The organism is Streptomyces aurantiacus (genome assembly GCF_001418335.1).
GTDB classification, from domain to species: domain Bacteria; phylum Actinomycetota; class Actinomycetes; order Streptomycetales; family Streptomycetaceae; genus Streptomyces; species Streptomyces aurantiacus.
On sequence record NZ_LIPP01000100.1, the window covers coordinates 1 to 21,440 of the forward strand.

Consider the following 21,440-nt stretch of genomic DNA (forward strand, 5'->3'; position numbering starts at 1 on the left):
GCCCCGGCCCGTCCCCGTCCCCGGCTCCGGCTCCGGCTCCGGCTCCGCAGGACGGAAGCCGGAAGGACGCCACCGGACACCCGACCACCGGGCACGACACCGCTGACCACCGCCCCGCTGACCACCGCACCACTGAGCACCACACCGCCACCCCCTGGCCGAGGGCCCGCGCCGTCGCCGGGCGAGCCCCCCGCCGTCCGGACACTCCGGTCTCCGTCACGCTGGACGCCGCGCTGGGCCTCGTGCTCGCGGCCCCGCTCGCCGCCCTCACGGACCTCCCGTCCTTCGACACGTCCGCGATGGACGGCTGGGCGGTCGCCGGGCCCGGCCCGTGGAGCGTGCGGGCCGAGGGAGTACTCGCGGGGCACGACGGGCCGGGGCCGCTCACCGACGGCGAGGCCGTCCGGATCGCCACCGGCGCGCGCGTCCCGCAGGACGCCTCCGCCGTGATCCGCAGCGAGCACGGCCGCACCGACGACAAGGGCCGGCTGTACGCGGCCCGGCACGTCGTGCACGGCCAGGACATCCGTCCCCGCGGCCAGGAGTGCCGCTCCGGCGAGCCCCTGCTGCCGCCCGGCACGCTGGTCACCCCCGCCGTACTCGGCCTCGCAGCCGCCGCCGGGTACGACACCGTCGCCGCCCATCCCCGGCCGCGTGCGGAAGTCCTGGTCCTCGGCGACGAGTTGCTCACCGAGGGCCTGCCCCACGACGGGCTGATCCGGGACGCGCTCGGCCCGATGCTGCCGTCCTGGCTGCGCGCGCTCGGCGCGGAGGTCATCGCCGTGCGCAGGCTCGGTGACGACGCCGAAGCCCTGGGCAAGGCCCTCAAGAACTCCGACGCCGACCTCGTCGTCACGACCGGGGGCACCGCCGCCGGTCCCGTCGACCACGTCCATCCCATCCTGCGCCGCCTCGGCGCCGAACTCCTGGTGGACGGCGTCAAGGTGCGCCCCGGCCACCCGATGCTCCTGGCCCGGCTCAAGGAGAACCAGCACCTCGTCGGACTGCCGGGCAATCCGCTCGCCGCCGTCTCCGGCCTCCTCACGCTCGCCGAGCCCCTGCTGCGCACCCTCGCGGGCCGCGCGGCCCCGGAGCCGTACACGCTGCCCCTCCAGGACGCCGTGCACGGTCACCCGCACGACACCCGGCTGATCCCTGTCGTCCTGCGCGGGGACCGGGCCGTACCGCTGCACTACAACGGACCGGCCATGCTGCGGGGCATCGCCGTGGCCGACGCGCTCGCGGTCGTCCCGCCCGGTGGCGCAGGGCCCGGCCAGGAGCTGGAGATTCTCGACCTGCCCTGGGCCATGGCCGGGATCGAGGTGTGTTTCACGTGAAACTTCCGGGCCAGGACGCGATCGCGCGTCAGGCGGGCGAACGCCTTGCCACCCATCGGGTGAAGCTGCCGCGCCAACGCGTGGAACGCCCCCTGCTGCAGGTGACCAAACGTGTCGTCATGGCGCTGCTGGTCCTGGTGGGTACGGCCTTGCTCGTCTACTTCGGCCGCGACGGCTACACCGACAACTCCGACGGTCCGGTCGACCTGCTCGACGCCTTCTACTACGCGACCGTCACTCTCTCCACCACCGGATACGGCGACATCACCCCGGTGAGTGACGGCGCCCGCTTCACCAATATCTTCTTGATCACGCCGCTGCGCGTGCTCTTCCTGATCATCCTGGTCGGCACCACTCTTGAGGTCCTCACCGAACGCACCCGGGAGGAGTGGCGACTGAACCGCTGGAGGACCACCTTGAGGGAGCACACCGTTGTCATCGGGTTCGGCACGAAGGGCCGCTCGGCGATCCAGACCGTGTGCGCGACGGGGCTGAAGAAGGAACAGGTCGTGGTCGTCGATCCCAGTTCGAAGGTGATCGACGCGGCGACGGCGGACGGTTACGCGGGTGTGGTCGGCGATGCCACGCGCAGCGACGTACTGCTCCGGGCGGAGGTGCAGCGCGCCCGGCAGATCATCATCGCGACGCAGCGCGACGACACCGCCGTCCTCGTCACGCTGACGGCCCGGCAGCTCAACCGCAAGGCGAAGATCGTGGCCGCCGTGCGCGAGGAGGAGAACGCACCGCTGCTGAAGCAGTCCGGTGCCGACGCCGTCATCACCAGCGCGAGCGCGGCCGGCCGGCTCCTCGGGCTCTCCGTGCTCAGCCCCAGCGCGGGCATGGTCATGGAGGACCTCATCCAGCAGGGCAGCGGACTCGACATCACCGAACGGCCCGTCATAAAGGCCGAGGTCGGCAAGAGCGTCCGCGAGATCGAGGATCTGGTGGTGAGTGTCGTACGAGGACATCGGGTGCTCGGCTACGACGATCCGGCCATCGGGAAGGTCCAGTTGACGGACCGTCTGATCACCATCGCGCGGGTCAGCCCGCACACTCAGATCGCACCGGACATGAAGCCGCTGTCGCAGGACTGAATCCCCGCGCGGACGACTGTCGGGAGTAGCCTCACCCGCATGCGAGCGATCACGATTCCTGAACCTGGTGGGCCCGAGGCGCTGGTGTGGGACGACGTCCCGGAGCCGGTGCCCGGCGAGGGCGAAGTACTGGTCGAGGTGGTGGCGAGCGCGGTGAACCGTGCCGATCTGCTCCAGCGGCAGGGCTTCTACGACCCACCGCCCGGCGCGTCCCCGTACCCCGGCCTTGAGTGTTCCGGGCGGGTCGCCGCGCTGGGACCCGGTACCTCGGGATGGACCGTCGGGGACGAGGTGTGCGCGCTGCTCTCGGGCGGCGGGTACGCCGAGAAGGTGGTCGTCCCGGCCGGACAGCTGCTGCCGGTGCCCGAGGGCGTCGACCTCGACAAGGCGGCCGCGCTGCCCGAGGTGACCTGCACGGTCTGGTCCAACGTCTTCATGATCGCCCACCTCCGCCCCGGCGAGACGCTCCTGGTGCACGGCGGAGCGAGCGGTATCGGCACCATGGCGATCCAGCTGGCCAAGGCCGTCGGGGCGAAGGTCGCCGTCACCGCGGGCAGCAAGGCGAAGCTGGACTTCTGCGCCGAGCTGGGCGCGGACGTGCTCATCAACTACCGCGAGCAGGACTTCGTCGAGGAGATCAAGGCCGCCACCGACGGGACGGGCGCCGACGTCATCCTCGACAACATGGGCGCCAAGTACCTCGACCGCAACGTCCAGGCCCTCGCCCCCAACGGGCGTCTCGCGATCATCGGTATGCAGGGCGGCATCAAGGGCGAGCTGAACATCGCGATGCTTCTCGGCAAGCGGGGCGCCGTCACCGCGACCTCGCTGCGTGCCCGCCCGGCCGGTGAGAAGGCGTCGATCGTCGCGGCCGTACGGGAGCACGTCTGGCCGTTGGTCGCCGGGGGACATGTGCGTCCGGTGGTCGACCGGGAGCTGCCCATGAGCGAGGCTGCGGCGGCCCACCGGGTGCTGGAGGAGAGCGGCAACATCGGCAAGGTGCTGCTGACGCTTCAGTAGCGCGTTCCGCTCCCGCGTGCGGGCTGTGGGGGTTCCGGGGGTCGCGTTGTGGGTGCCGGTTCGGTGGGGGCTTGTCGCGCAGTTCCCCGCGCCCCTTCGGGGCGCGTCTCAGTTCCGCCGTACGCGCAGGGCGAGGAGCGCGAGGCCCAGGCCCAGGCCGATGAGTACCAGTCCGCTGCCCAGGGGCAGCACCCGCAGGACGGGTTCCGAGGCGCGCACGGGGCGGTCGGCGGCCTCGTGCGCGTCGGCGGGGCGAGCGGGACGGGCGGGCGGCGGCTCGGACGGCCGAGCGGGGTTCCGGGACGCCTCGGGCACGACGGAAGCCCCCTGCTCCCGACGCTCCGGGTTCCGCCGGCCTGCTGGGCCGTCCGGGTGAGCGGGCGCGCTGGTCTCGTCCGTCGGAGGCGCCTCCCGTCCGGGACGCTCCCGCCCCTCACCCGCCCGGCTGCCGGCGCGCGACTCGGTGGGGACGGGCTCGTACGCGGCGGCGTACGGCGTGTGTGCGGGGCCTGCCAGCAGGAGCAGCAGCAGGCCGGTCACGTGGAGGGTGCGGAAGGTGCGGAGCCATGGAGTCACGTCGGTGACCCCCTCCCGGTACGGAGGAGCCAAGATCAACGGCATCAGCCTCACACGGGACGCCCGCGTCGGCATCCCGAACCTCGACGCTCTGTCACCGCAAGACTCCGGTTTCCCGGTCTCACGTCACCCTCGGTGATGTGCTTGGCGTACACAGGTGCACGGGGTACAGATCGGTTATGTCGATACGCCATGGTCTGCTGGCGCTCCTGGAGCGCGGCCCCCGCTATGGTGCGCGGCTGCGCACCGAGTTCGAGGCGCGCACCGGGTCGACCTGGCCGCTGAACATCGGCCAGGTCTACACGACCCTCGCCCGGCTGGAGCGGGACGGCCTGGTCGTGCAGCAGGGCACAGACGAGGCGGGACACGTGCTGTACGCGTTGACGGACGACGGCCGGGCCGAGCTGCGGTCCTGGCTGATCCGCCCGGTGGAGCGCTCGAACCTGCCGCGTGACGAGCTGGCCATCAAACTGGCCATGGCGGTCGGGGCCCCCGGAGTCGACGTACGGGCGATCGTGGAGGCACAGCGGCGGTATCTGTCGGAGACCATGCACACGTACACCCGGCTCAGGGCCCGGGCCCTCGCGGAGGCGCCCGCGCATCGTGACGAGGTGGCCCAGCTGCTCGTCCTGGAGCATCTGATCTTCCGCGCGGAGGCCGAGATCCGCTGGCTGGACCACTGCGAGGCCCGTCTGCTGCGGCTCGCGGAGGCCGTGGCCACGGAGCCGCCGCCTTCGTCCGCCTGACGCGGAGCGTCGGCCCGTACAGGGTGGATCACCCTCAGGAGGGGGCACCAGGGTGGTGAAGTGTGCGGATGCGAGAGAATGGCGGCATGGAGATGCCGAGGAACGAAAGGTCGCCGGAGAACCCACAGATCCTGGTCGTAGGCCAGGACGGGATGGCTCTCGGTGGCGGTGGAGACGAGGACTCCCGTGAGGTCCCGGTGACGGAGATGGTGGAACAGCCCGCCAAGGTCATGCGCATCGGGAGCATGATCAAGCAATTGCTTGAGGAGGTGCGTGCGGCTCCCTTGGACGAGGCGAGCCGGGTACGGCTCAAGGAGATCCACGCCAGCTCGGTGAAGGAGCTGGAGGACGGACTCGCTCCCGACCTCGTCGACGAACTGGAGCGGCTCTCCCTGCCCTTCACGGACGACGGTATTCCCTCGGACGCCGAACTGCGGATCGCGCAGGCGCAGCTGGTCGGCTGGCTGGAGGGTCTCTTCCACGGGATCCAGACCACCCTGTTCGCCCAGCAGATGGCGGCCAGGGCCCAGTTGGAGCAGATGCGCCGGGCGTTGCCCCCGGGCGCCGGCGGCGAGGACGAGCTGGACCCGCAGGTGAGCGGCCGCTCGGGCGGTCCCTACCTGTAGGAACTCTCGACGCGCGAACAGCGCGGACAACTCCGAAAACGGCCGGATCAGGCCGGGTTGCCCGTCGACACGTAGAGCTGGATCTTGGGCATGTTGCCGGGGTCGACGTCCGCGTCCGCCTCGGGGATCTGGCTCATGACCGTGCCCTCGCCGTAGGCGTTCTCGTCCACCGGCTTGGACTCGTACGGCCAGCCCGCGGCCTGGAAGCACGCTTTCACGGACTCGATGTTCTTGAACGCGAAGTCCGGGACCCTGATTTTATCGGCGTCGTTGTCCGACTCCTTGGGCTCCGTGCACTCGGTCTTGTCGATCGTCTTCGTGGTGTCCGGGCCTCTGTGCCCGGCCACTTCCTCGGAAGCCGACGCGCGGGCGCCGTCCGCCTTCTTGTCGTCGTCGCCGCCCATCGTCAGGGCGGCGATCAGCCCGCCGACGGCGACGAGCGCGACGACGATCGAGCCCACGATCACCGGCATGTTGCTCTTGCGGCCGCCGCCGGGGGAGCCCGGTGACTGCACGGTCTGCGGGGACGGCGGGGACATCGTGTACGGCGGCGGGGTCGGCAGGCCCTGCTGCGGCGCGTACGCGCCGCTCTGGGCCGGGGTCGGGTAGCCGCCCTGCTGCATGCCTTGCTGCGGATAGCCGTACGACGGAGCGGGCGTCTGCGGGTGGGCCGGTGTCGGCGAACCGTAGGGGTTGGGCTGGTACGGCGTCTGTACGTTGCCCTGCGGTGCCTGGGCCGACTGGTCGACCGGCGGGAACACCGCGGAGGCCACACCGGCTCCGCTGGACGTCTGCACGCCCGGCACGATGCTCGGGGGCGCGGCCTGGAAGGACTGGGCCACGCGCAGGCACTCGTCACGCATCGACTCGGCGCTGACGAAACGCTCGTTCGGGTTCTTCTTCAGTGCGCGGGTGATCAGCGCGTCCACGGCGGGCGGCAGCGCGCGGTTGATCGAGGAGGCCGGGACGGGAGTCTCCTGGACGTGCGCGTACGCGATCGCCAGCGGCGAGTCGGCCTCGAACGGCAGCCGCCCGGTGACCAGTTGGAACAGCATGATGCCGACGGAGTACAGGTCGGAGCGGGCGTCGACGCCGCGGCCGAGGGCCTGCTCGGGGGAGAGGTACTGCGGGGTGCCGACGACCATGCCGGTCTGGGTCATCGACGTCACACCGGACTGCATGGCACGGGCGATGCCGAAGTCCATCACCTTGACCACGCCGCGCTTGGTCATCATGACGTTGCCCGGCTTGATGTCGCGGTGGACCAGGCCCATCTCGTGGCTGATCTCCAGAGCGGCCAGCACATCCGCGGTGATCTTCAGGGCCTTGTCGGCGGGCATGGCGCCGTACTGCGTGACGTCCTGGTCGAGGACCGAGCCGAGCGGGCGGCCCTCGACGTACTCCATGACGATGTACGGAGTCGTCACCCCGTCCAAGTCGTCCTCGCCGGTGTCGAAGACCGAGACGATGTTCGTGTGCGTGAGCTTGGCCACCGCCTGGGCCTCGCGGCGGAACCGCTCGCGGAAGGCCTGCTCACGTCCGAGGTCGGTGTGCAGTGTCTTGATCGCGACCTGTCGGTCGAGCACCGAGTCGTAGGCGAGGTGCACCGAGGCCATGCCGCCTTCGCCGAGCAGGTCGCGCAGCTGATAGCGCCCGCCGGCAACCGCGCGCCCCGCATACCGGCCATGTGCGCCGTCCTGGCTCATCTTTCTGCGTCCCCCATCGGCAGTGCGCCGTCACGCGGGCGAAAGCTGCTGGTGTGGCTCCCGCGGTCGGTGATCTCTGGTGCTGTTCGTGATGCGTTTTCTGGTGAAATCTCTGGTGATCTCTGGAGATCACTGGGTGCTATTCCCGGCCAAGTCTGCCGGAGGGCACTGACACGTCAAGCTCGGTGCCCGTTCCGTGACCGTACGCGAAGGAAGAGTCGCGGAAGCGTTACAGGTGCCGTACCGCCGGTACACACAATGTGCACCCGTGGACCGCCCGCGGGTTCGACGACCGGGTCCATCGCGGACCGGCGCTTCGCGTGGAGGCTGTAGCGTGGCCCGACGGAGACCGTAACAACCACCGCGCGTACTACGTCGACCGGTGTGGACAGAAACGACGGCGAGGACTGATGGCACAGCAGCAGCGCGCTCAGGGCCCGTCCGACCCCGAGGCGACTGGCGGCGGAATGTCGGATGCGCCGGAGTTGTGGGGTAACGGCGGGCTGGTCGGGGACGGCCGGTATCGGCTGACGCACAGACTCGGCCGGGGTGGCATGGCCGAGGTTTTCGCGGCGGAGGACGTCCGTCTCGGGCGGACCGTGGCGGTGAAACTGCTCCGTTCCGACCTGGCCGAGGACCCGGTCTCGAAGGCCCGCTTCACACGCGAGGCCCAGTCGGTCGCCGGCCTCAACCACCACGCGGTGGTGGCGGTCTACGACTCCGGCGAGGACGTACTCCCCCACCAGGTCGTTCCGTACATCGTGATGGAGCTCGTCGAGGGCCACACGATTCGTGACCTCCTCCTCAACGCCGAGGCACCGGGGCCCGAGCAGGCGCTCATCATCGTCTCCGGTGTGCTGGAGGCGCTCGCTTATTCACACCAGCACGGCATCGTTCACAGGGACATCAAGCCCGCGAACGTGATCATCACCGACACCGGTGCCGTGAAGGTGATGGACTTCGGCATCGCCCGCGCCCTGCACGGCGCCCAGTCGACGATGACCCAGACCGGCATGGTCATGGGCACGCCCCAGTACCTCTCCCCCGAGCAGGCGCTCGGCAAGGCGGTCGACCACCGCAGCGACCTGTACGCGACGGGCTGTCTGCTCTACGAACTGCTCGCGCTGCGGCCTCCGTTCACCGGTGAGACCCCGCTGTCGGTGGTCTACCAGCACGTCCAGGACATCCCGGTGCCCCCGTCCGAGGTCTCGGACGCGACACCGCCGGAGCTCGACGGCCTGGTCATGCGCTCGCTCGCGAAGGAGCCGGACGACCGGTTCCAGACCGCGGAGGAGATGCGCGGACTCGTCCAGTACGGGCTGCAGATGCTGTACGACCAGGGTGGCCACACCGGCACCTGGAACACCGGCCCGGTGGACGCGCACGAGGGTCTGAGCACCCCGGCGATGGGTCTCGCGGGCGCGGCCGGGCTGCCGCACCCCGGCGACCAGGGCACCACTCAGATCCCGGCACCGTTCCTGTCCCCGGGCGGGGGCGACGACGGCGGGTTCGAGGGCAACGGCAACAAAGGCAGCGGCCGCGGCAAGCTGTGGATCCTGGCGGTCTTCGCGGTGATCGCGATCGCGGCAGGCGTGGCGCTGGCGCTGAACGGCGGCAACGGCAACGGCGGCGGGGCCGACCCGACGAAGTCGCCGACCGTCTCGGAGACCGAGAAGGACACCACCCCGAGCGAGACCGAGAAGGAAGAGACGGCGGAGGAGACGACGGAGGACGACACGGACACGGGCAACTCCTCGGACTACACCCCGTCCTACCAACCGTCCCCCAGCTACACACCCTCGCCGACCGACACCGAGCCCACGAACGAGACGACGAGCAAGGAACCCACTCCGACGAAGACGGATGACGGCGAGTCGACTCCGACGGGCGAGCAGAGTCAGCCGGAGTCGCCGGACAGCGACGGGGGCACGGGCGGGGATCCCGCCGGCGCCGAGGGCTGACCCGGCCGCCTCACCTTCTGACCGTCACGTGACCGGCACGCGCGCGTGGAATCCGGAAATCGGGCTCCACGCGCGCGTGCCGTCCCATTCCCGCTATTGCCTGTCACGGCATTACGGGACAGCCCTTAGCTCAGCTCTGCTTCTCCGCCTGCAGCCGGGCCACATAGGCGGCAGCCTGCGCACGCCGCTCCATGCCGAGCTTGGCCAGCAGGCTGGAGACGTAGTTCTTGATGGTCTTCTCGGCCAGGTGCAGTCGCTCGCCGATCACGCGATTGGTGAGTCCCTCGCCGATCAGGTCGAGAATTCTGCGCTCCTGGTCGGTGAGCTCGGCGAGCCGCGCGTCGCCCTTGGGGCCGCCTCCGCCGCGCAGCCGCTCCAGGACACGGGCGGTCGCATCCGGGTCGAGCAGGGACTTGCCGGCCGCCACGTCACGGATCGCCGCGAGCAGTTCGTCGCCCCGGATCGCCTTGAGCGCGTAGCCCGAGGCACCCGCCATGATCGCGTCGAAGAGGGCCTCGTCGTCGGCGTAGGAGGTCAGCATGAGGCACTTGACCGACTCGTCCTCGGAGCGGATCTCGCGGCAGATCTCGACCCCGCTGCCGTCCGGCAGTCGTACGTCCAGGACGGCCACGTCGGGGCTCGTGGCCGGAATTCGCGCCAGCGCGTCGGCCGCCGTGCCGGCCTCGCCGACCACCTCGATGTCGTCCTCCATCGACAGCAGCTCGTGCACTCCCCGGCGGACCACCTCATGGTCGTCGAGGAGGAATACGCTGATTTTTCCCTCTTCGCGCACGGGGTCAGTTTCACACAGGATCTTTCCGCCCGCGCCAGTCGAACCCTTCCCGTCCCCGGGGTGGCCGGGATAACGTGCCGGTGTTCCGGCCCCCTGCGAGGCTGTGACCAGTGCTGTGACCAGCGACTGTTCCCGACATCTGCGAAATGCTTGGAAGCCCAAGTGGAAAGTACTTGGAAGACCGAGCAAAAACGCAGGTCAGGAGGGGTTTCACAGAAATGTGGAGCACTGGGTAACGTGATTGTTGCAGGGCGCTCGCCGGGGCACCTGTCACGCCTGTTCCCGGCCGAGGGCACCCACCCCGTGCACGGGTACGGAGATCAGGCGAGCCGCTCCCCCGGCTCTCGACGAGCTGGGGGACCCCAGTTCCCGGCAACCCCGGGGGCCGGACCGACGGAGGAGCACACGTGACCGTGGAGAGCACTGCCGCGCGCAAGCCGCGACGCAGCGCCGGTAGCAAGCGCACCGCTGCGAAGAAGCCGCCGGGCGCCCAGCCGGACCTCGTACAGCTGCTGACCCCCGAGGGGAAGCGCGTCAAGAATGGCGAATTTGATGCGTACGTAGCCGACATCACTCCTGAAGAGCTCCGCGGGCTGTACCGCGACATGGTGCTCACCCGGCGCTTCGACGCCGAGGCGACCGCCCTGCAGCGGCAGGGCGAGCTGGGCCTGTGGGCCTCGCTGCTCGGCCAGGAGGCCGCCCAGATCGGCTCCGGGCGGGCGACCCGTGAGGACGACTACGTCTTCCCGACCTACCGCGAGCACGGCGTCGCCTGGTGCCGCGGCGTCGACCCGGCCAACCTGCTCGGCATGTTCCGCGGCGTGAACAACGGCGGCTGGGACCCGAACAGCAACAATTTCCACCTGTACACGATCGTCATCGGCTCGCAGACGCTGCACGCCACCGGTTACGCCATGGGCGTCGCCAAGGACGGTGCCGACTCGGCCGTGATCGCGTACTTCGGGGACGGCGCCTCCAGCCAGGGAGACGTCGCCGAATCGTTTACCTTCTCCGCGGTCTACAACGCGCCCGTCGTGTTCTTCTGCCAGAACAACCAGTGGGCCATCTCCGAGCCCACCGAGCGCCAGACCCGCGTCCCGCTCTACCAGCGCGCGCAGGGCTACGGCTTCCCGGGCGTCCGCGTCGACGGCAACGACGTACTGGCCTGCCTCGCCGTCACGAAGTGGGCCCTGGAGCGGGCCCGCAGGGGCGAGGGGCCGACCCTCGTCGAGGCGTACACGTACCGCATGGGCGCCCACACCACCTCCGACGACCCGACCAAGTACCGGGCCGACGAGGAGCGCGAGGCATGGGAGGCGAAGGACCCGATCCTGCGCCTGCGCACGTACCTCGAAGCCTCAAACCACGCGGACGAGGGATTTTTCGCGGAACTGGAGACCGAGAGCGAGGCGTTGGGCAAACGAGTACGCGAAGTCGTCCGTGCCATGCCGGACCCGGACCGCTTCGCCATCTTCGAGAACGTGTACGCGGACGGGCACGCGCTCGTCGACGAGGAGCGGGCCCAGTTCGCCGCGTACCAGGCGTCGTTCGCAGATGAAGGGGAGGGCAAGTAGCGATGACCGCGGAAAAGATGGCGCTGGCCAAGGCGATCAACGAATCGCTGCGCACGGCCCTCGACTCGGACCCCAAGGTCCTGATCATGGGCGAGGACGTCGGCAAGCTCGGCGGTGTGTTCCGGGTCACGGACGGCCTGCAGAAGGACTTCGGCGAGGACCGGGTCATCGACACCCCCCTCGCCGAGTCGGGCATCGTCGGCACGGCGATCGGGCTCGCGCTGCGCGGCTACCGCCCGGTCGTGGAGATCCAGTTCGACGGGTTCGTCTTCCCGGCGTACGACCAGATCGTCACGCAGCTCGCGAAGATGCACGCGCGAGCGCTCGGCAAGATCAAGCTCCCCGTGGTCATCCGCATTCCGTACGGCGGCGGCATCGGCGCGGTCGAGCACCACTCCGAGTCTCCCGAGGCGCTCTTCGCGCACGTGGCGGGCCTGAAGGTGGTCTCCCCTTCGACCGCGGGCGACGCCTACTGGATGATGCAGCAGGCCATCCACAGCGACGACCCGGTGATCTTCTTCGAGCCGAAGCGGCGCTACTGGGACAAGGCCGAGGTCAACCGCGAGGCGATCCCCGGGCCGCTGCACAAGGCGCGCGTAGTCCGCGAGGGCAGCGACCTGACGCTGGCCGCGTACGGGCCGATGGTGAAGGTCTGCCAGGAGGCCGCGGCGGCCGCTCAGGAGGAGGGCAAGTCCCTCGAAGTGGTGGACCTGCGGTCGATGTCCCCGATCGACTTCGACTCGATCCAGGTCTCGGTCGAGAAGACCCGCCGCCTGGTCGTGGTGCACGAGGCGCCGGTGTTCCTGGGGACGGGCGCGGAGATCGCGGCCCGGATCACGGAGCGGTGCTTCTACCACCTGGAGGCACCGGTGCTGAGGGTCGGCGGCTACCACGCCCCGTATCCGCCGGCCCGCCTGGAGGACGAGTACCTGCCGGGCCTTGACCGGGTGCTCGACGCCGTCGACCGCTCGCTGGCGTACTGAGGAGAAGGTCGTGACGACGATGACTGAAACGGCCTCGGGGCTGCGTGAGTTCAAGATGCCCGACGTGGGCGAGGGGCTGACCGAGGCGGAGATCCTCAAGTGGTACGTCAAGCCCGGTGACACGGTGACCGACGGGCAGGTGGTGTGCGAGGTCGAGACCGCCAAGGCCGCCGTCGAGCTGCCGATCCCCTACGACGGGGTGGTGCACGAGCTGCGCTTCGCCGAGGGGACGACGGTGGACGTCGGCCAGGTGATCATCGCGGTGGACGTGGCCGGCGGAGCCGCCCCGGCCGCGACGCCGGAGGCACCGGCCTCGGCTCCGGCGCCGGCTCCCGCCGCGACGCCCGCGACGCCCGCGACGCCCGAGACTTCGGCCCCGGTCGCCGCGGAGCCTGAGCCGGAGGGCCGTAAGCCGGTCCTCGTCGGGTACGGGGTCGCGGTGTCCTCCACCAAGCGCCGCCCCCGCAGGGGTGTGCCGGTCCAGCAGCCGGAGGCGGCAGCGGCGGCGGCCGAGGCGATCCAGAGCGAGCTGAACGGACACGCGGCGCCCACGGCCCGCCCGCTGGCCAAGCCTCCGGTGCGCAAGCTGGCCAAGGACCTCGGGGTCGACCTGGCGGCGGTCACGCCCTCCGGGCCGGACGGGATCATCACCCGCGAGGACGTGCACGCGGCGGTGGCCCCGGCCCCCGTCCAGGAGCCCGCGGCCACCGCGGCGCCCCAGGCTCCCGTCGGCGCCCCGGCCGCGGCTCAGGTCGCCCCGTCGGCCTCGTACGTTCCTTCCGCCTCGTACGACGGTGTGCGGGAGACCCGTGTGCCGGTCAAGGGTGTCCGTAAGGCGACCGCGGCCGCGGTCGCCGGCTCGGCCTTCACCGCGCCGCATGTCACCGAGTTCGTGACGGTCGACGTGACACGCACGATGAAGCTGGTCGAGGAGCTCAAGCGGTCCGACAAGTACGGGCTGCAAGGGCTGCGGGTGAACCCGCTGCTGCTGATCTCCAAGGCCCTGCTGGTCGCCATCAGGCGCAACCCGGACATCAACGCCTCATGGGACGAGGCCAACCAGGAGATCGTCCAGAAGCACTACGTGAACCTGGGCATCGCGGCGGCCACCCCCCGCGGCCTGATCGTCCCGAACATCAAGGACGCCCACGCCAAGACGCTGCCCCAGCTCGCCGAAGCCCTCGGACAGCTGGTCGCCACCGCCCGCGAGGGCAGGACCTCACCGGCGGCCATGCAGGGCGGCACGGTGACGATCACCAACGTCGGCGTGTTCGGCGTCGACACGGGCACGCCGATTCTCAACCCGGGGGAGTCCGCGATTCTCGCCGTCGGCTCCATCAAGCTGCAGCCCTGGGTGCACAAGGGGAAGGTCAAGGCTCGGCAGGTCACGACCCTCGCGCTGTCCTTCGACCACCGGCTGGTCGACGGGGAGCTGGGCTCGAAGGTTCTTGCCGACGTGGCTGCGGTTCTTGAGCAGCCGAAACGGTTGATCACCTGGGGATAGGTGGCGGTAGGCGGGGCGGTAGGTGGCTCGGGTGCTCGGCTGCGGGCCGGTGGGGGCTGGTCGCGCAGTTCCCCGCGCCCCTTTTCAGGGGCGCGGGGAACTGCGCAGTCAGTTGATCCGTTCAGCTGGCGAAGCCGTAGTTCATGAGCTTCTTCGCGTCCGACTCGCGGGCCGCGATGGACGTCGAGGCGAGAACCGTGCCGACGACCGTCTTGCCGTTGCGCGTGGCGGCGAAGACCAGGCAGTACTTGGCCTCCGGGCCGGAGCCGGTCTTCACACCGATCGCACCGGAGTAGCTGCTGAGCAGACCGTTGGTGTTGGTCCACGCCGCCATCGTGCGCGTGCCACCGGTCTTCGTCACGGTCTTCGCCGTGTACTTCTTCGTCTTCACGATCGCGCGGAAGTTGGCGCCCTTCATGGCGCTGCTGGTGATTTTCGTCAGGTCGCGCGGCGTCGAGTAGTTCGAGCCGTTGCCGATGCCGTCGAACGAGTCGAACTTCGTGTTCGTCAGGCCGAGGTCCTTGGCCTGCTTGTTCATCTTGCCGATGAACGACTTCACCCGGGCGGCACGCGTCGAGCCGGAGCCGAACTTGTCGGCGAGCGCGTACGCGGCGTCGCAGCCGGACGGCAGCATCAGCCCGTACAGGAGCTGGCGGACGGTGACCTTGTCGCCGACGATCAGCCGGGCCGACGAGGCGTTGTTGCGGACGATGTAGTCGCTGTACGCCTTCTGGATGGTGACCTTGGCGTCCAGGTTCAGGTTCGACTGCGACAGCACGACCTTCGCGGTCATGATCTTCGTCGTGGAGCCGGTGGAACGGCGGGTGTCCGCGGCCTTGGTGTAGAGCGATTTACCTGTGCCGTTGTTCATCACGAACCCGCCCTTGGCGGCGATCGTGGGCTTTGTGAGGGCCTGCGCGGGCGCCGTGCTGAGGGCTCCGGTCGCGAGCACGGCTCCGGTGGTGATGACCACTGCGGCAGCTCTGCGGACGCGCATACCCTTTATGCCGGTTATCAAGTCGAATACCCCGATTACGTTTGAAAGCACCGAGCTGGTGCCAAATGCCCTGAGAAAACGGCCACTTGGCAGTGGCCCCTTCTCCTGAGACATGTGATTAGCACAAAAGGATGTGCGGTTGCCGAACTGGGGTGCCACTTTTTACCCGGTCCGCATCCTGGACCGCCCGCGACCATGCGTACATGTTGTATCTATGCTGTGCGCATGCCTTCAGCCCCGTCCCCCGCCGCCCCCGCGCCCGACCGGCAGACCGCACCTGACGGGCAGTCCGCGCCCGACCGGCAGTCCGCGTCCGACCGGCAGAGCGACCGGCGGGTCGTGAAGCAGCCTCCCGCCGCCGAGCGCGTCTACACGCATGTGAAGCAGGGGGTGCTGGAGCGCCGTTACGAGGGCGGGACGCTGCTCACCGAGGGCGAGCTGGCCGACGCCGTCGGCGTCTCACGGACACCGGTGCGCGAGGCACTGCTCAAGCTGGAGGTCGAGGGCCTGATCCGGCTCTACCCGAAGAAGGGCGCCCTCGTGCTGCCCGTCTCCGCGCAGGAGATCGCGGACGTGGTGGAGACCCGGCAGCTCGTCGAGGCGCACGCGATCCGCAAGGCGGTACCGGCCTCACCCGCGCTCATCGAGCGCCTCACCGAACTTCTGGCGCAGCAGCAGGAGCAGGCCGCCGCCGGGGACCGGGCCGGAGCCGCCGTCACCGACCGCTGTTTCCACGCCGAGATCGTCCGCAGCGGGGGCAACGAGATCCTCTCCCGCCTCTACGACCAGCTGCGCGACCGGCAGTTGAGGATGGGTGTCGCCGTGATGAACGCCCACCCCGACCGGATCACCAAGACGCTCGCCGAGCACCAGGAGATCCTCGACGCGCTGCGCTCGGGCGACGCCGAGGCGGCGGTCTCCCTGGTCCACCGCCACGTCAGCTGGTTCTCCAACCTGGCCCGGGGAGACGTCCGATGAGCTCGTCACCGTCATCGTCCTCCTCCTCATCCTCGTCGTCTTCGTCCTCGTCGTCCGCGCTGTCCCTCCCGGGTGACCCGCCGGGTGGCCGCAGAGCCGTCATGGTCTGGGCCGTCGGCGTCTCCGTCTACTTCGTCGCGGTCATCTTCCGTACGTCGCTGGGGGTGGCCGGTCTCGACGCCGCCGACCGCTTCCACGTCAACGCCTCCGCGCTGTCGACCTTCTCGATCCTCCAGCTCCTCGTCTACGCGGGCATGCAGATACCCGTCGGCCTGCTGGTCGACCGGCTGGGTACGAAGAAGATGCTGACCCTCGGCGCCGTACTGTTCACGATCGGACAGCTGGGCTTCGCGTTCTCGCCGACGTACGGAACGGCCCTTGCCTCGCGCGCGCTGCTCGGCTGCGGTGACGCGATGACCTTCATCAGCGTGCTGCGCCTCGGCACGCGCTGGTTCCCGGCCCGCCGCGGCCCGGTGGTCGCGCAGCTCGCGGGCCTGGTGGGCATGGCGGGCAACCTCGTCTCCACGCTGGTACTGGCCCGGCTGCTGCACGGAGTCGGCTGGACGGCCGCGTTCGCGGGCAGCTCGCTCGCCGGTGTCGTCGTCCTCGTCCTGATGCTGGTGTTCCTGAAGGACCACCCCGAGGGACACCAGCCGGAGCCCTTCCCGCACCAGGGAGCCGCGTACGTACGCCGTCAGATCGCGGCGTCCTGGCGGGAGCCCGGGACGCGGCTCGGGATGTGGGTGCACTTCACGACGCAGTTCCCGGCGATGGTGTTCCTGCTGCTGTGGGGGCTGCCGTTCCTCGTCGAGGCCCAGGGCCTGTCACGGGCGACGGCCGGCGAACTCCTCACGCTCGTCGTGCTCTCCAACATGCTCGTCGGCCTGGTGTACGGGCAGATCGTCGCCCGGCACCATGCGGCGCGGCTGCCGCTGGCGCTCGGCACGGTGGTGGCGACGACCGTCGTGTGGGCGGCCACGCTCGCGTACCCCGCCGACCGGGCGCCCATGTGGATGCTGATCGTGCTGTGCGCGGTCCTCGGCGCCTGCGGGCCCGCGTCCATGATCGGCTTCGACTTCGCGCGCCCCGCGAATCCGCCCGAGCGGCAGGGGACCGCCTCCGGCATCACGAACATGGGCGGCTTCGTCGCCTCCATGACGACGTTGTTCGCGGTCGGGGTGCTGTTGGACGCCACCGGAGGCAGCTACACCGTGGCCTTCTCCGCGGTGTTCGTGCTGCAGGCCCTCGGCCTCAGCCAGATACTGCGGTTGCGCAAGCAGGCGGTTCGGCGGGAGCGGGAGCGGTTGGTCGCGAGCAGGGTGGAGACGGTGCACGTGCCCGTGTAGCCCTTGGCCCTTGGGGCTGCAGGGGGCCCACGGGTCACGGGCGGTCCCCGCAGGCCCCCAGGGGTCACGGGTTCCTACGGTGTGACCGTGAAGTTTCTCAGGATCGCCGCTGTCAGTTCCGGGTCGCCCTCTGTCTTGAGGCGGTCCGAGACCGCCTCCGGGGTCACCCGGCCGCAGGCCATGCGGAAGTACGTCTCCCAGTCGAGGGTGAGGGTGGCGGCCGGACCGAGCGACGGGGAGCCGTCTATCGAACCGCGGCCGTCGGCATCGACGCGGACCGTGCGCAGGAACTCGACGGGGCCGTGGATGTCGAAGACGACCGCCGAGCCGGGCGGTGCGCCCGCGTCCTTGGCGACGACTTTGGGAAGCCTGCTGAGCAGTACGTCGCGGGCGATGTACGCACCCGGCGAGTCGAGGTTGCCCGGCCGGCCGAGTGCGGTGCGCAGGTCCTGCTCGTGCACCCAGAGGTCGAACGCCCGGTTGCGCATGGACTGTTCGAGAGTGACCTCGGTGCCGAGCGGGCCGCGCACCAGTGTGTCGGGCTGCCGTGATTCGTTGCGCAGCTGACGGTTGCGGCGGATGATCGTGTACTCCAGCTCGGAGGTCATCTCCGGAGCGGTGTGGTGCCGGCGGACGTCGACCTGCATCTCCATGTACCGCTGGTGCTCGTTCGTCACGTGGTACAGGTCGCGGGGGAGCGTGTGGATCGGCCGCGGGTCGCCCAGCATCTCGCAGTCGAGACCGATGATGTGGGAGACGAGGTCGCGCACCGACCAGCCAGGGCATGGAGTCCGCCGGTTCCATTCCCCCTCCACCAGCGGCGACACCAGATCGGATATCGCGTCGATGGAGTGGGTCCAGGCGTCGGCGTAGGACTGAAGGCTGGGATGCAGACTCACGGAACGGGACCCCTCGGGCGGTTGGTCGCGGGCAGTGCACAGGCAGCGGGTGTCTTGGGACGCTAAGTTACGCTGCTGTGAGGCACCCCGGCAGTGCTTTCGTGTGACGATCGTAGGCCCGTATCAAAGGCTCGAATGCCAGGACGGTGGTAGTGTGCGCGCCTCTCTCCTCCAGATCGCCGTGGACGACGCCGAATCGGTCGACGCCCGCAGGCAGCGGGTGGCCTCGCTGGTACGGCAACAGACCGGCTCCGACCTGGTGATTCTGCCCGAACTCTGGACGACGGGAGCCTTCGCCTTCGAGTCGTTCGACGCCGAGGCCGAGCCGCTCGACGGGCCGACGTACGAGGCGATGGCCAAGGCGGCGAGCGATGCGGGGGTGTGGCTGCACGCGGGGTCGATTCCCGAACGGGCGGCTTCCGATGACGGCTCCGCCGCGGGTGACGGCTCCGGGTCCGGCTCCGGGACCGGCGTAGGCAGCGGCTCCGGTGGGTCCCTGTACAACACCTCCCTCGTCTTCTCCCCCTCCGGCGAACTCGCCGCCTCCTATCGCAAGATCCACCGCTTCGGCTTCGACAAGGGTGAGGCCGTGCTGATGGGCGCGGGCTCCGAGCTGGTCACCGTCGGCCTGCCGCAGACCACGCTGGGCCTGGCCACCTGCTACGACCTCCGATTCCCCGAGCTGTTCCGTGGGCTCGTCGACGCCGGGGCCGAGACGATCGTCGTCCCGGCGGGCTGGCCCGAGCGGCGGCGCTCGCACTGGACCCTGCTGGCCAGGGCGCGGGCCGTCGAGGACCAGGCGTTTGTGCTCGCTTGTGGAACGGCCGGGACGCATGCGGGGGTTCCGCAGGCCGGTCACTCGATCGTGGTCGATCCGTGGGGGGAGGTTCTCGCGGAGGCGGGGAGCGAGGAGGAGGTCCTCACCGTGGAGTTCGACCCCGCGAGGGTCGGGGTCACGCGGGAGCAGTTCCCGGTGCTGAAGGATCGGCTGCTGGGGGTCGAGCCGCCTCGACGGTGAGCCGTCCCGGCGTGGTGGGGGTGGGACCGGGTTTTTTTCGCCCCCGCCGCCCCTACCCTTCCCGTCCGTTTCTGGGGGCTGCCGCCCCCAGACCCCCGCTATCGGCCTGAACGGCCTCGTCCTCAAACGCCGGACGGGCTGAAAGACACCACCGCCGGACGGGCTGAAGAAAACAGGGCGCCTCAGTCCTCCTCGCGTTCCTTCTCCGCCAAGTGGATGACGCACACCGCCACCGCGATCAGCAGCGCCGGGTCCGCGTCCTCCCGTACGATCTCGACGCCGTACGTCTCCCGCACCCGCAGCCAGCGGCGCGAGATGTGGGCCAGCAGGTCGCCGTCGTACTCGACGACGAACTCCCGGTCGAGGATCTTGCCGCTGACGTCGAGCTCGGTGCCGTCGGCGAGGGTGACGCGGTAGTGGTTGCGCAGCAGCGAGAGCCGCTTCCTCCGGATGGTCGCCAGGGGCTCGCCGTCCCGCTCGACGACCATCGTGTCCCGCAGGGCGAGCATCTTCTTGTGGATGTCGATCAGCACGCGCCCCTGCTGGTCCTTCAGCTCGAAGGTGTCCCGCAGCCGCATCGCCTTGCCGTCGACGAGGAAGGCCTTGCGGCCCCTCTCGTCCTCGATCCAGTAGTCGTCACCGATGCCCAGGAGCCGGTCGCGCACGAGGAATTTCATGTCCTTACGGCTTCCCCGGAGGCAGGCCCGAAACGCCGCCGGTAGTCCGACGGGCTGAGCCCCGTCTCACGCCGCAGCCGTGCTCGCAGGTTGGCGGCGGTGCCCAGGCCGCTGCGCCGCGCCACGATGTCGAGCCGCTCCTCGCCGCGCTCGATGAGCCGGCAGGCCAGCGCCACCCGTTCGCCCGTCAGCCACGCGAGCGGCGTCGTGTCGAGCTGGGCGCGGAAGCGGCGGTGCAGCGTGGCCGGGCTGACCGCCGCGCGCGTCGCGAGGTCCGCGACCGTCAAGGGCTCGCCGATCCGCTCCCCGGCCCAGGCGAGCAGCGGTGCCAGCGACTCGTCCGGCACGTCGGGCACCGGCCGTTCGACGAACTGGCGCTGCCCGCCGTCGCGATGGGCGGCGAAAACCAGCCGCCGGGATACGGCGTTGGCGATCTCGGCGCCGTGGTCGCGCCGCACGATGTACAGCCCGAGGTCGAGGGCCGCCGCGCTGCCTGCCGCGGTCAGCACGTCCCCCTCGTCCACGAAGAGGACGTCCGGCTCCAGGAGGACCTTCGGGTGGAGCTTGCGGAAGAGGTCTGCCCAGAGCCAGTGGGTGGTGGCGCGGCGCCCGTCGAGCACCCCGGCCTCGGCGAGCGCGAAGCTGCCGGTGCACAGGCTCACGATGCGGGCGCCTCGCGCATGGGTGCGGCGGACGGCGTCGAGCACGTCCTCGCCGCGCGGCACGACGTTGTCGGGGCGGCCGGGTACGACAAGGGTGTCCGCGGTGTCCACGGCGTCGAGCCCGGCCACCCCGCTCAGCGTGAAGAAGCCGTGGTTCATCCGGACCTCGGGAGTGGGCGTGCACAGCGTCAGCTCGTACAGGGGCGACGACAGCCCGAGCTCGGGGCGGGGCAGCCCGAACAGCTCGGTCGCGACTGCGACCTCGAAGGGGTTGATGCCTTCGTCGACGATCACGGCGACGCGGTGTGGCCGCCGGCCCGGGGACGAGAACGGAGTGGGGTGCTGCGAGGATCCATGCGGCATGTGCGATTTCTAGCACTCGTGCGCGGGGCCCGTCACGCCCACGATGAGTCCATGGTCAACCACTCGATCGCCAATGAACCTGTTGCACCTATTGAGCCCGTCGCGCTCTCCGCGGCCCTCGACTCCTTCAGCGAGTTGTGGAGCCCTCGTATCGTCACGTCGGTCAACGACTACGACGTCCGCGTGACCAAGATCGAGGGTGAACACCTCTGGCACGTGCACGACCACACCGACGAGTTCTTCCTGGTCCTGAACGGCGAACTGCACATCGCGCTGCGCGAGGCGACCGGCGAGCGCACGGTCGTCCTGCCCAGGGGCAGCGTCTTCACGGTCCCGCGCGGCACCGAGCACAAGCCGTACGCCCCTGGTCCCACCGAGATCCTCCTCCTCGAACCGACCGGCACGTCCACGGTCGGCGACCGTCACGACGAGGTACCCGACCATGTGGACGAGACGACGGGGCACGCGTTGCGCTGAGCTGTCACGTCCGGGAGGTCGCTGCCACGCGTTTCACTGCCGTGAGCAGGGCGTTCAGGGCGGTGGGGGTGGGCGAGAGGATGGCGGCCGGGGTGTCGCTCTC

The 21,440-nt window shown here is 70.0% G+C and carries 20 protein-coding genes; 13 read left to right on the forward strand and 7 right to left on the reverse strand.

The annotated features are described in order from the left end of the window. The 3 genes from AOK01_RS14735 to AOK01_RS14745 form a co-directional block, all read left to right on the forward strand. Positions 1 to 1,337: molybdopterin molybdotransferase MoeA (locus tag AOK01_RS14735; RefSeq protein ID WP_055511638.1), on the forward strand; the 1,337-nt coding region annotated here is incomplete at its 5' end. Then, positions 1,334 to 2,431: a potassium channel family protein gene (locus tag AOK01_RS14740; RefSeq protein ID WP_055511640.1), complete on the forward strand. Its 1,098-nt coding sequence runs from the start codon at positions 1,334 to 1,336 to the stop codon at positions 2,429 to 2,431. The genes AOK01_RS14735 and AOK01_RS14740, both read left to right, overlap by 4 nt. Before the next feature lie 39 nt (positions 2,432 to 2,470). Continuing rightward, on the forward strand, positions 2,471 to 3,451 hold the full coding sequence (locus AOK01_RS14745; RefSeq protein ID WP_055511643.1) for an NAD(P)H-quinone oxidoreductase: 981 nt from the start codon (positions 2,471 to 2,473) through the stop codon (positions 3,449 to 3,451). Positions 3,452 to 3,559: 108 nt separating this feature from the next. Here the strand turns inward: AOK01_RS14745 and AOK01_RS14750 are convergent, their stop codons facing one another. Further along, the gene (locus AOK01_RS14750; protein WP_063792799.1) at positions 3,560 to 4,027 is read right to left on the reverse strand and encodes a hypothetical protein; all 468 of its coding nucleotides are present in this window, start codon (positions 4,025 to 4,027) and stop codon (positions 3,560 to 3,562) included. A 179-nt stretch (positions 4,028 to 4,206) separates the two neighbouring features. On the opposite strand from AOK01_RS14750, the gene AOK01_RS14755 reads away from it, so the two are divergent. Together AOK01_RS14755 and AOK01_RS14760 are read left to right on the forward strand one after the other, a co-directional pair. Next, positions 4,207 to 4,773, forward strand: coding sequence for a PadR family transcriptional regulator (locus AOK01_RS14755; RefSeq protein ID WP_055511646.1), 567 nt, complete (start codon positions 4,207 to 4,209; stop codon positions 4,771 to 4,773). An 86-nt stretch (positions 4,774 to 4,859) separates the two neighbouring features. Next, positions 4,860 to 5,399, forward strand: coding sequence for a bacterial proteasome activator family protein (locus AOK01_RS14760; RefSeq protein ID WP_055511673.1), 540 nt, complete (start codon positions 4,860 to 4,862; stop codon positions 5,397 to 5,399). A 47-nt stretch (positions 5,400 to 5,446) separates the two neighbouring features. Here the strand turns inward: AOK01_RS14760 and AOK01_RS14765 are convergent, their stop codons facing one another. Further along, positions 5,447 to 7,105 carry a protein kinase domain-containing protein gene (locus tag AOK01_RS14765; RefSeq protein ID WP_055511648.1) on the reverse strand — a complete coding sequence of 553 codons (1,659 nt, stop codon included), beginning with the start codon at positions 7,103 to 7,105 and terminating at the stop codon, positions 5,447 to 5,449. A gap of 410 nt (positions 7,106 to 7,515) precedes the next feature. Between AOK01_RS14765 and AOK01_RS14770 the strand changes: the two genes are divergently transcribed. Further along, entirely contained in the window at positions 7,516 to 9,066 is a 1,551-nt protein-coding gene (locus tag AOK01_RS14770; protein WP_055511650.1) for a protein kinase domain-containing protein, read from the forward strand. Between the two features lie 130 nt (positions 9,067 to 9,196). On the opposite strand, the gene AOK01_RS14775 is transcribed toward AOK01_RS14770, so the two are convergent. Next, the gene (locus tag AOK01_RS14775; protein WP_055511652.1) at positions 9,197 to 9,859 is read right to left on the reverse strand and encodes a response regulator; all 663 of its coding nucleotides are present in this window, start codon (positions 9,857 to 9,859) and stop codon (positions 9,197 to 9,199) included. A gap of 407 nt (positions 9,860 to 10,266) precedes the next feature. Between AOK01_RS14775 and pdhA the strand changes: the two genes are divergently transcribed. The 3 genes from pdhA to AOK01_RS14790 are packed head-to-tail and all read left to right on the forward strand — an operon-like array spanning position 10,267 to position 13,920. Beyond that, a complete protein-coding gene (gene pdhA / locus AOK01_RS14780; protein WP_055511654.1) occupies positions 10,267 to 11,433 on the forward strand; it encodes a pyruvate dehydrogenase (acetyl-transferring) E1 component subunit alpha in 1,167 nt (388 codons plus the stop codon). A gap of 2 nt (positions 11,434 to 11,435) precedes the next feature. Continuing rightward, the gene (locus AOK01_RS14785) at positions 11,436 to 12,416 is read left to right on the forward strand and encodes an alpha-ketoacid dehydrogenase subunit beta (protein WP_055511656.1); all 981 of its coding nucleotides are present in this window, start codon (positions 11,436 to 11,438) and stop codon (positions 12,414 to 12,416) included. Between the two features lie 10 nt (positions 12,417 to 12,426). Continuing rightward, positions 12,427 to 13,920, forward strand: a complete 1,494-nt coding sequence (locus AOK01_RS14790; protein ID WP_055511658.1) for a dihydrolipoamide acetyltransferase family protein — start codon at positions 12,427 to 12,429, stop codon at positions 13,918 to 13,920. 121 nt (positions 13,921 to 14,041) lie between these two features. Here the strand turns inward: AOK01_RS14790 and AOK01_RS14795 are convergent, their stop codons facing one another. Then, positions 14,042 to 14,938 (reverse strand): D-alanyl-D-alanine carboxypeptidase family protein, encoded by an 897-nt coding sequence (locus AOK01_RS14795; RefSeq protein WP_055511660.1) that lies wholly within the window; start codon positions 14,936 to 14,938, stop codon positions 14,042 to 14,044. Positions 14,939 to 15,142: 204 nt separating this feature from the next. On the opposite strand from AOK01_RS14795, the gene AOK01_RS14800 reads away from it, so the two are divergent. Together AOK01_RS14800 and AOK01_RS14805 are read left to right on the forward strand one after the other, a co-directional pair. Continuing rightward, positions 15,143 to 15,895, forward strand: coding sequence for a GntR family transcriptional regulator (locus tag AOK01_RS14800; RefSeq protein WP_425424735.1), 753 nt, complete (start codon positions 15,143 to 15,145; stop codon positions 15,893 to 15,895). 101 nt (positions 15,896 to 15,996) lie between these two features. Continuing rightward, positions 15,997 to 17,241, forward strand: coding sequence for an MFS transporter (locus tag AOK01_RS14805; protein ID WP_425424736.1), 1,245 nt, complete (start codon positions 15,997 to 15,999; stop codon positions 17,239 to 17,241). 74 nt (positions 17,242 to 17,315) lie between these two features. Here the strand turns inward: AOK01_RS14805 and AOK01_RS14810 are convergent, their stop codons facing one another. After that, on the reverse strand, positions 17,316 to 18,140 hold the full coding sequence (locus AOK01_RS14810) for a maleylpyruvate isomerase family mycothiol-dependent enzyme (RefSeq protein WP_055511664.1): 825 nt from the start codon (positions 18,138 to 18,140) through the stop codon (positions 17,316 to 17,318). Positions 18,141 to 18,294: 154 nt separating this feature from the next. Between AOK01_RS14810 and AOK01_RS14815 the strand changes: the two genes are divergently transcribed. Further along, positions 18,295 to 19,158 (forward strand): carbon-nitrogen family hydrolase, encoded by an 864-nt coding sequence (locus AOK01_RS14815; RefSeq protein ID WP_055511666.1) that lies wholly within the window; start codon positions 18,295 to 18,297, stop codon positions 19,156 to 19,158. 182 nt (positions 19,159 to 19,340) lie between these two features. On the opposite strand, the gene AOK01_RS14820 is transcribed toward AOK01_RS14815, so the two are convergent. Together AOK01_RS14820 and AOK01_RS14825 are read right to left on the reverse strand one after the other, a co-directional pair. Continuing rightward, positions 19,341 to 19,835 (reverse strand): LURP-one-related/scramblase family protein, encoded by a 495-nt coding sequence (locus AOK01_RS14820; RefSeq protein ID WP_055511668.1) that lies wholly within the window; start codon positions 19,833 to 19,835, stop codon positions 19,341 to 19,343. Further along, the gene (locus AOK01_RS14825) at positions 19,832 to 20,860 is read right to left on the reverse strand and encodes a GlxA family transcriptional regulator (protein WP_055511670.1); all 1,029 of its coding nucleotides are present in this window, start codon (positions 20,858 to 20,860) and stop codon (positions 19,832 to 19,834) included. The genes AOK01_RS14820 and AOK01_RS14825 overlap by 4 nt, the downstream gene beginning before the upstream one ends. Positions 20,861 to 20,911: 51 nt before the next feature. Here AOK01_RS14825 and AOK01_RS14830 point away from each other — a divergent pair, with 51 nt between their 5' ends. Next, entirely contained in the window at positions 20,912 to 21,337 is a 426-nt protein-coding gene (locus tag AOK01_RS14830; protein WP_055511671.1) for a cupin domain-containing protein, read from the forward strand. Positions 21,338 to 21,440: the final 103 nt, after the last annotated feature.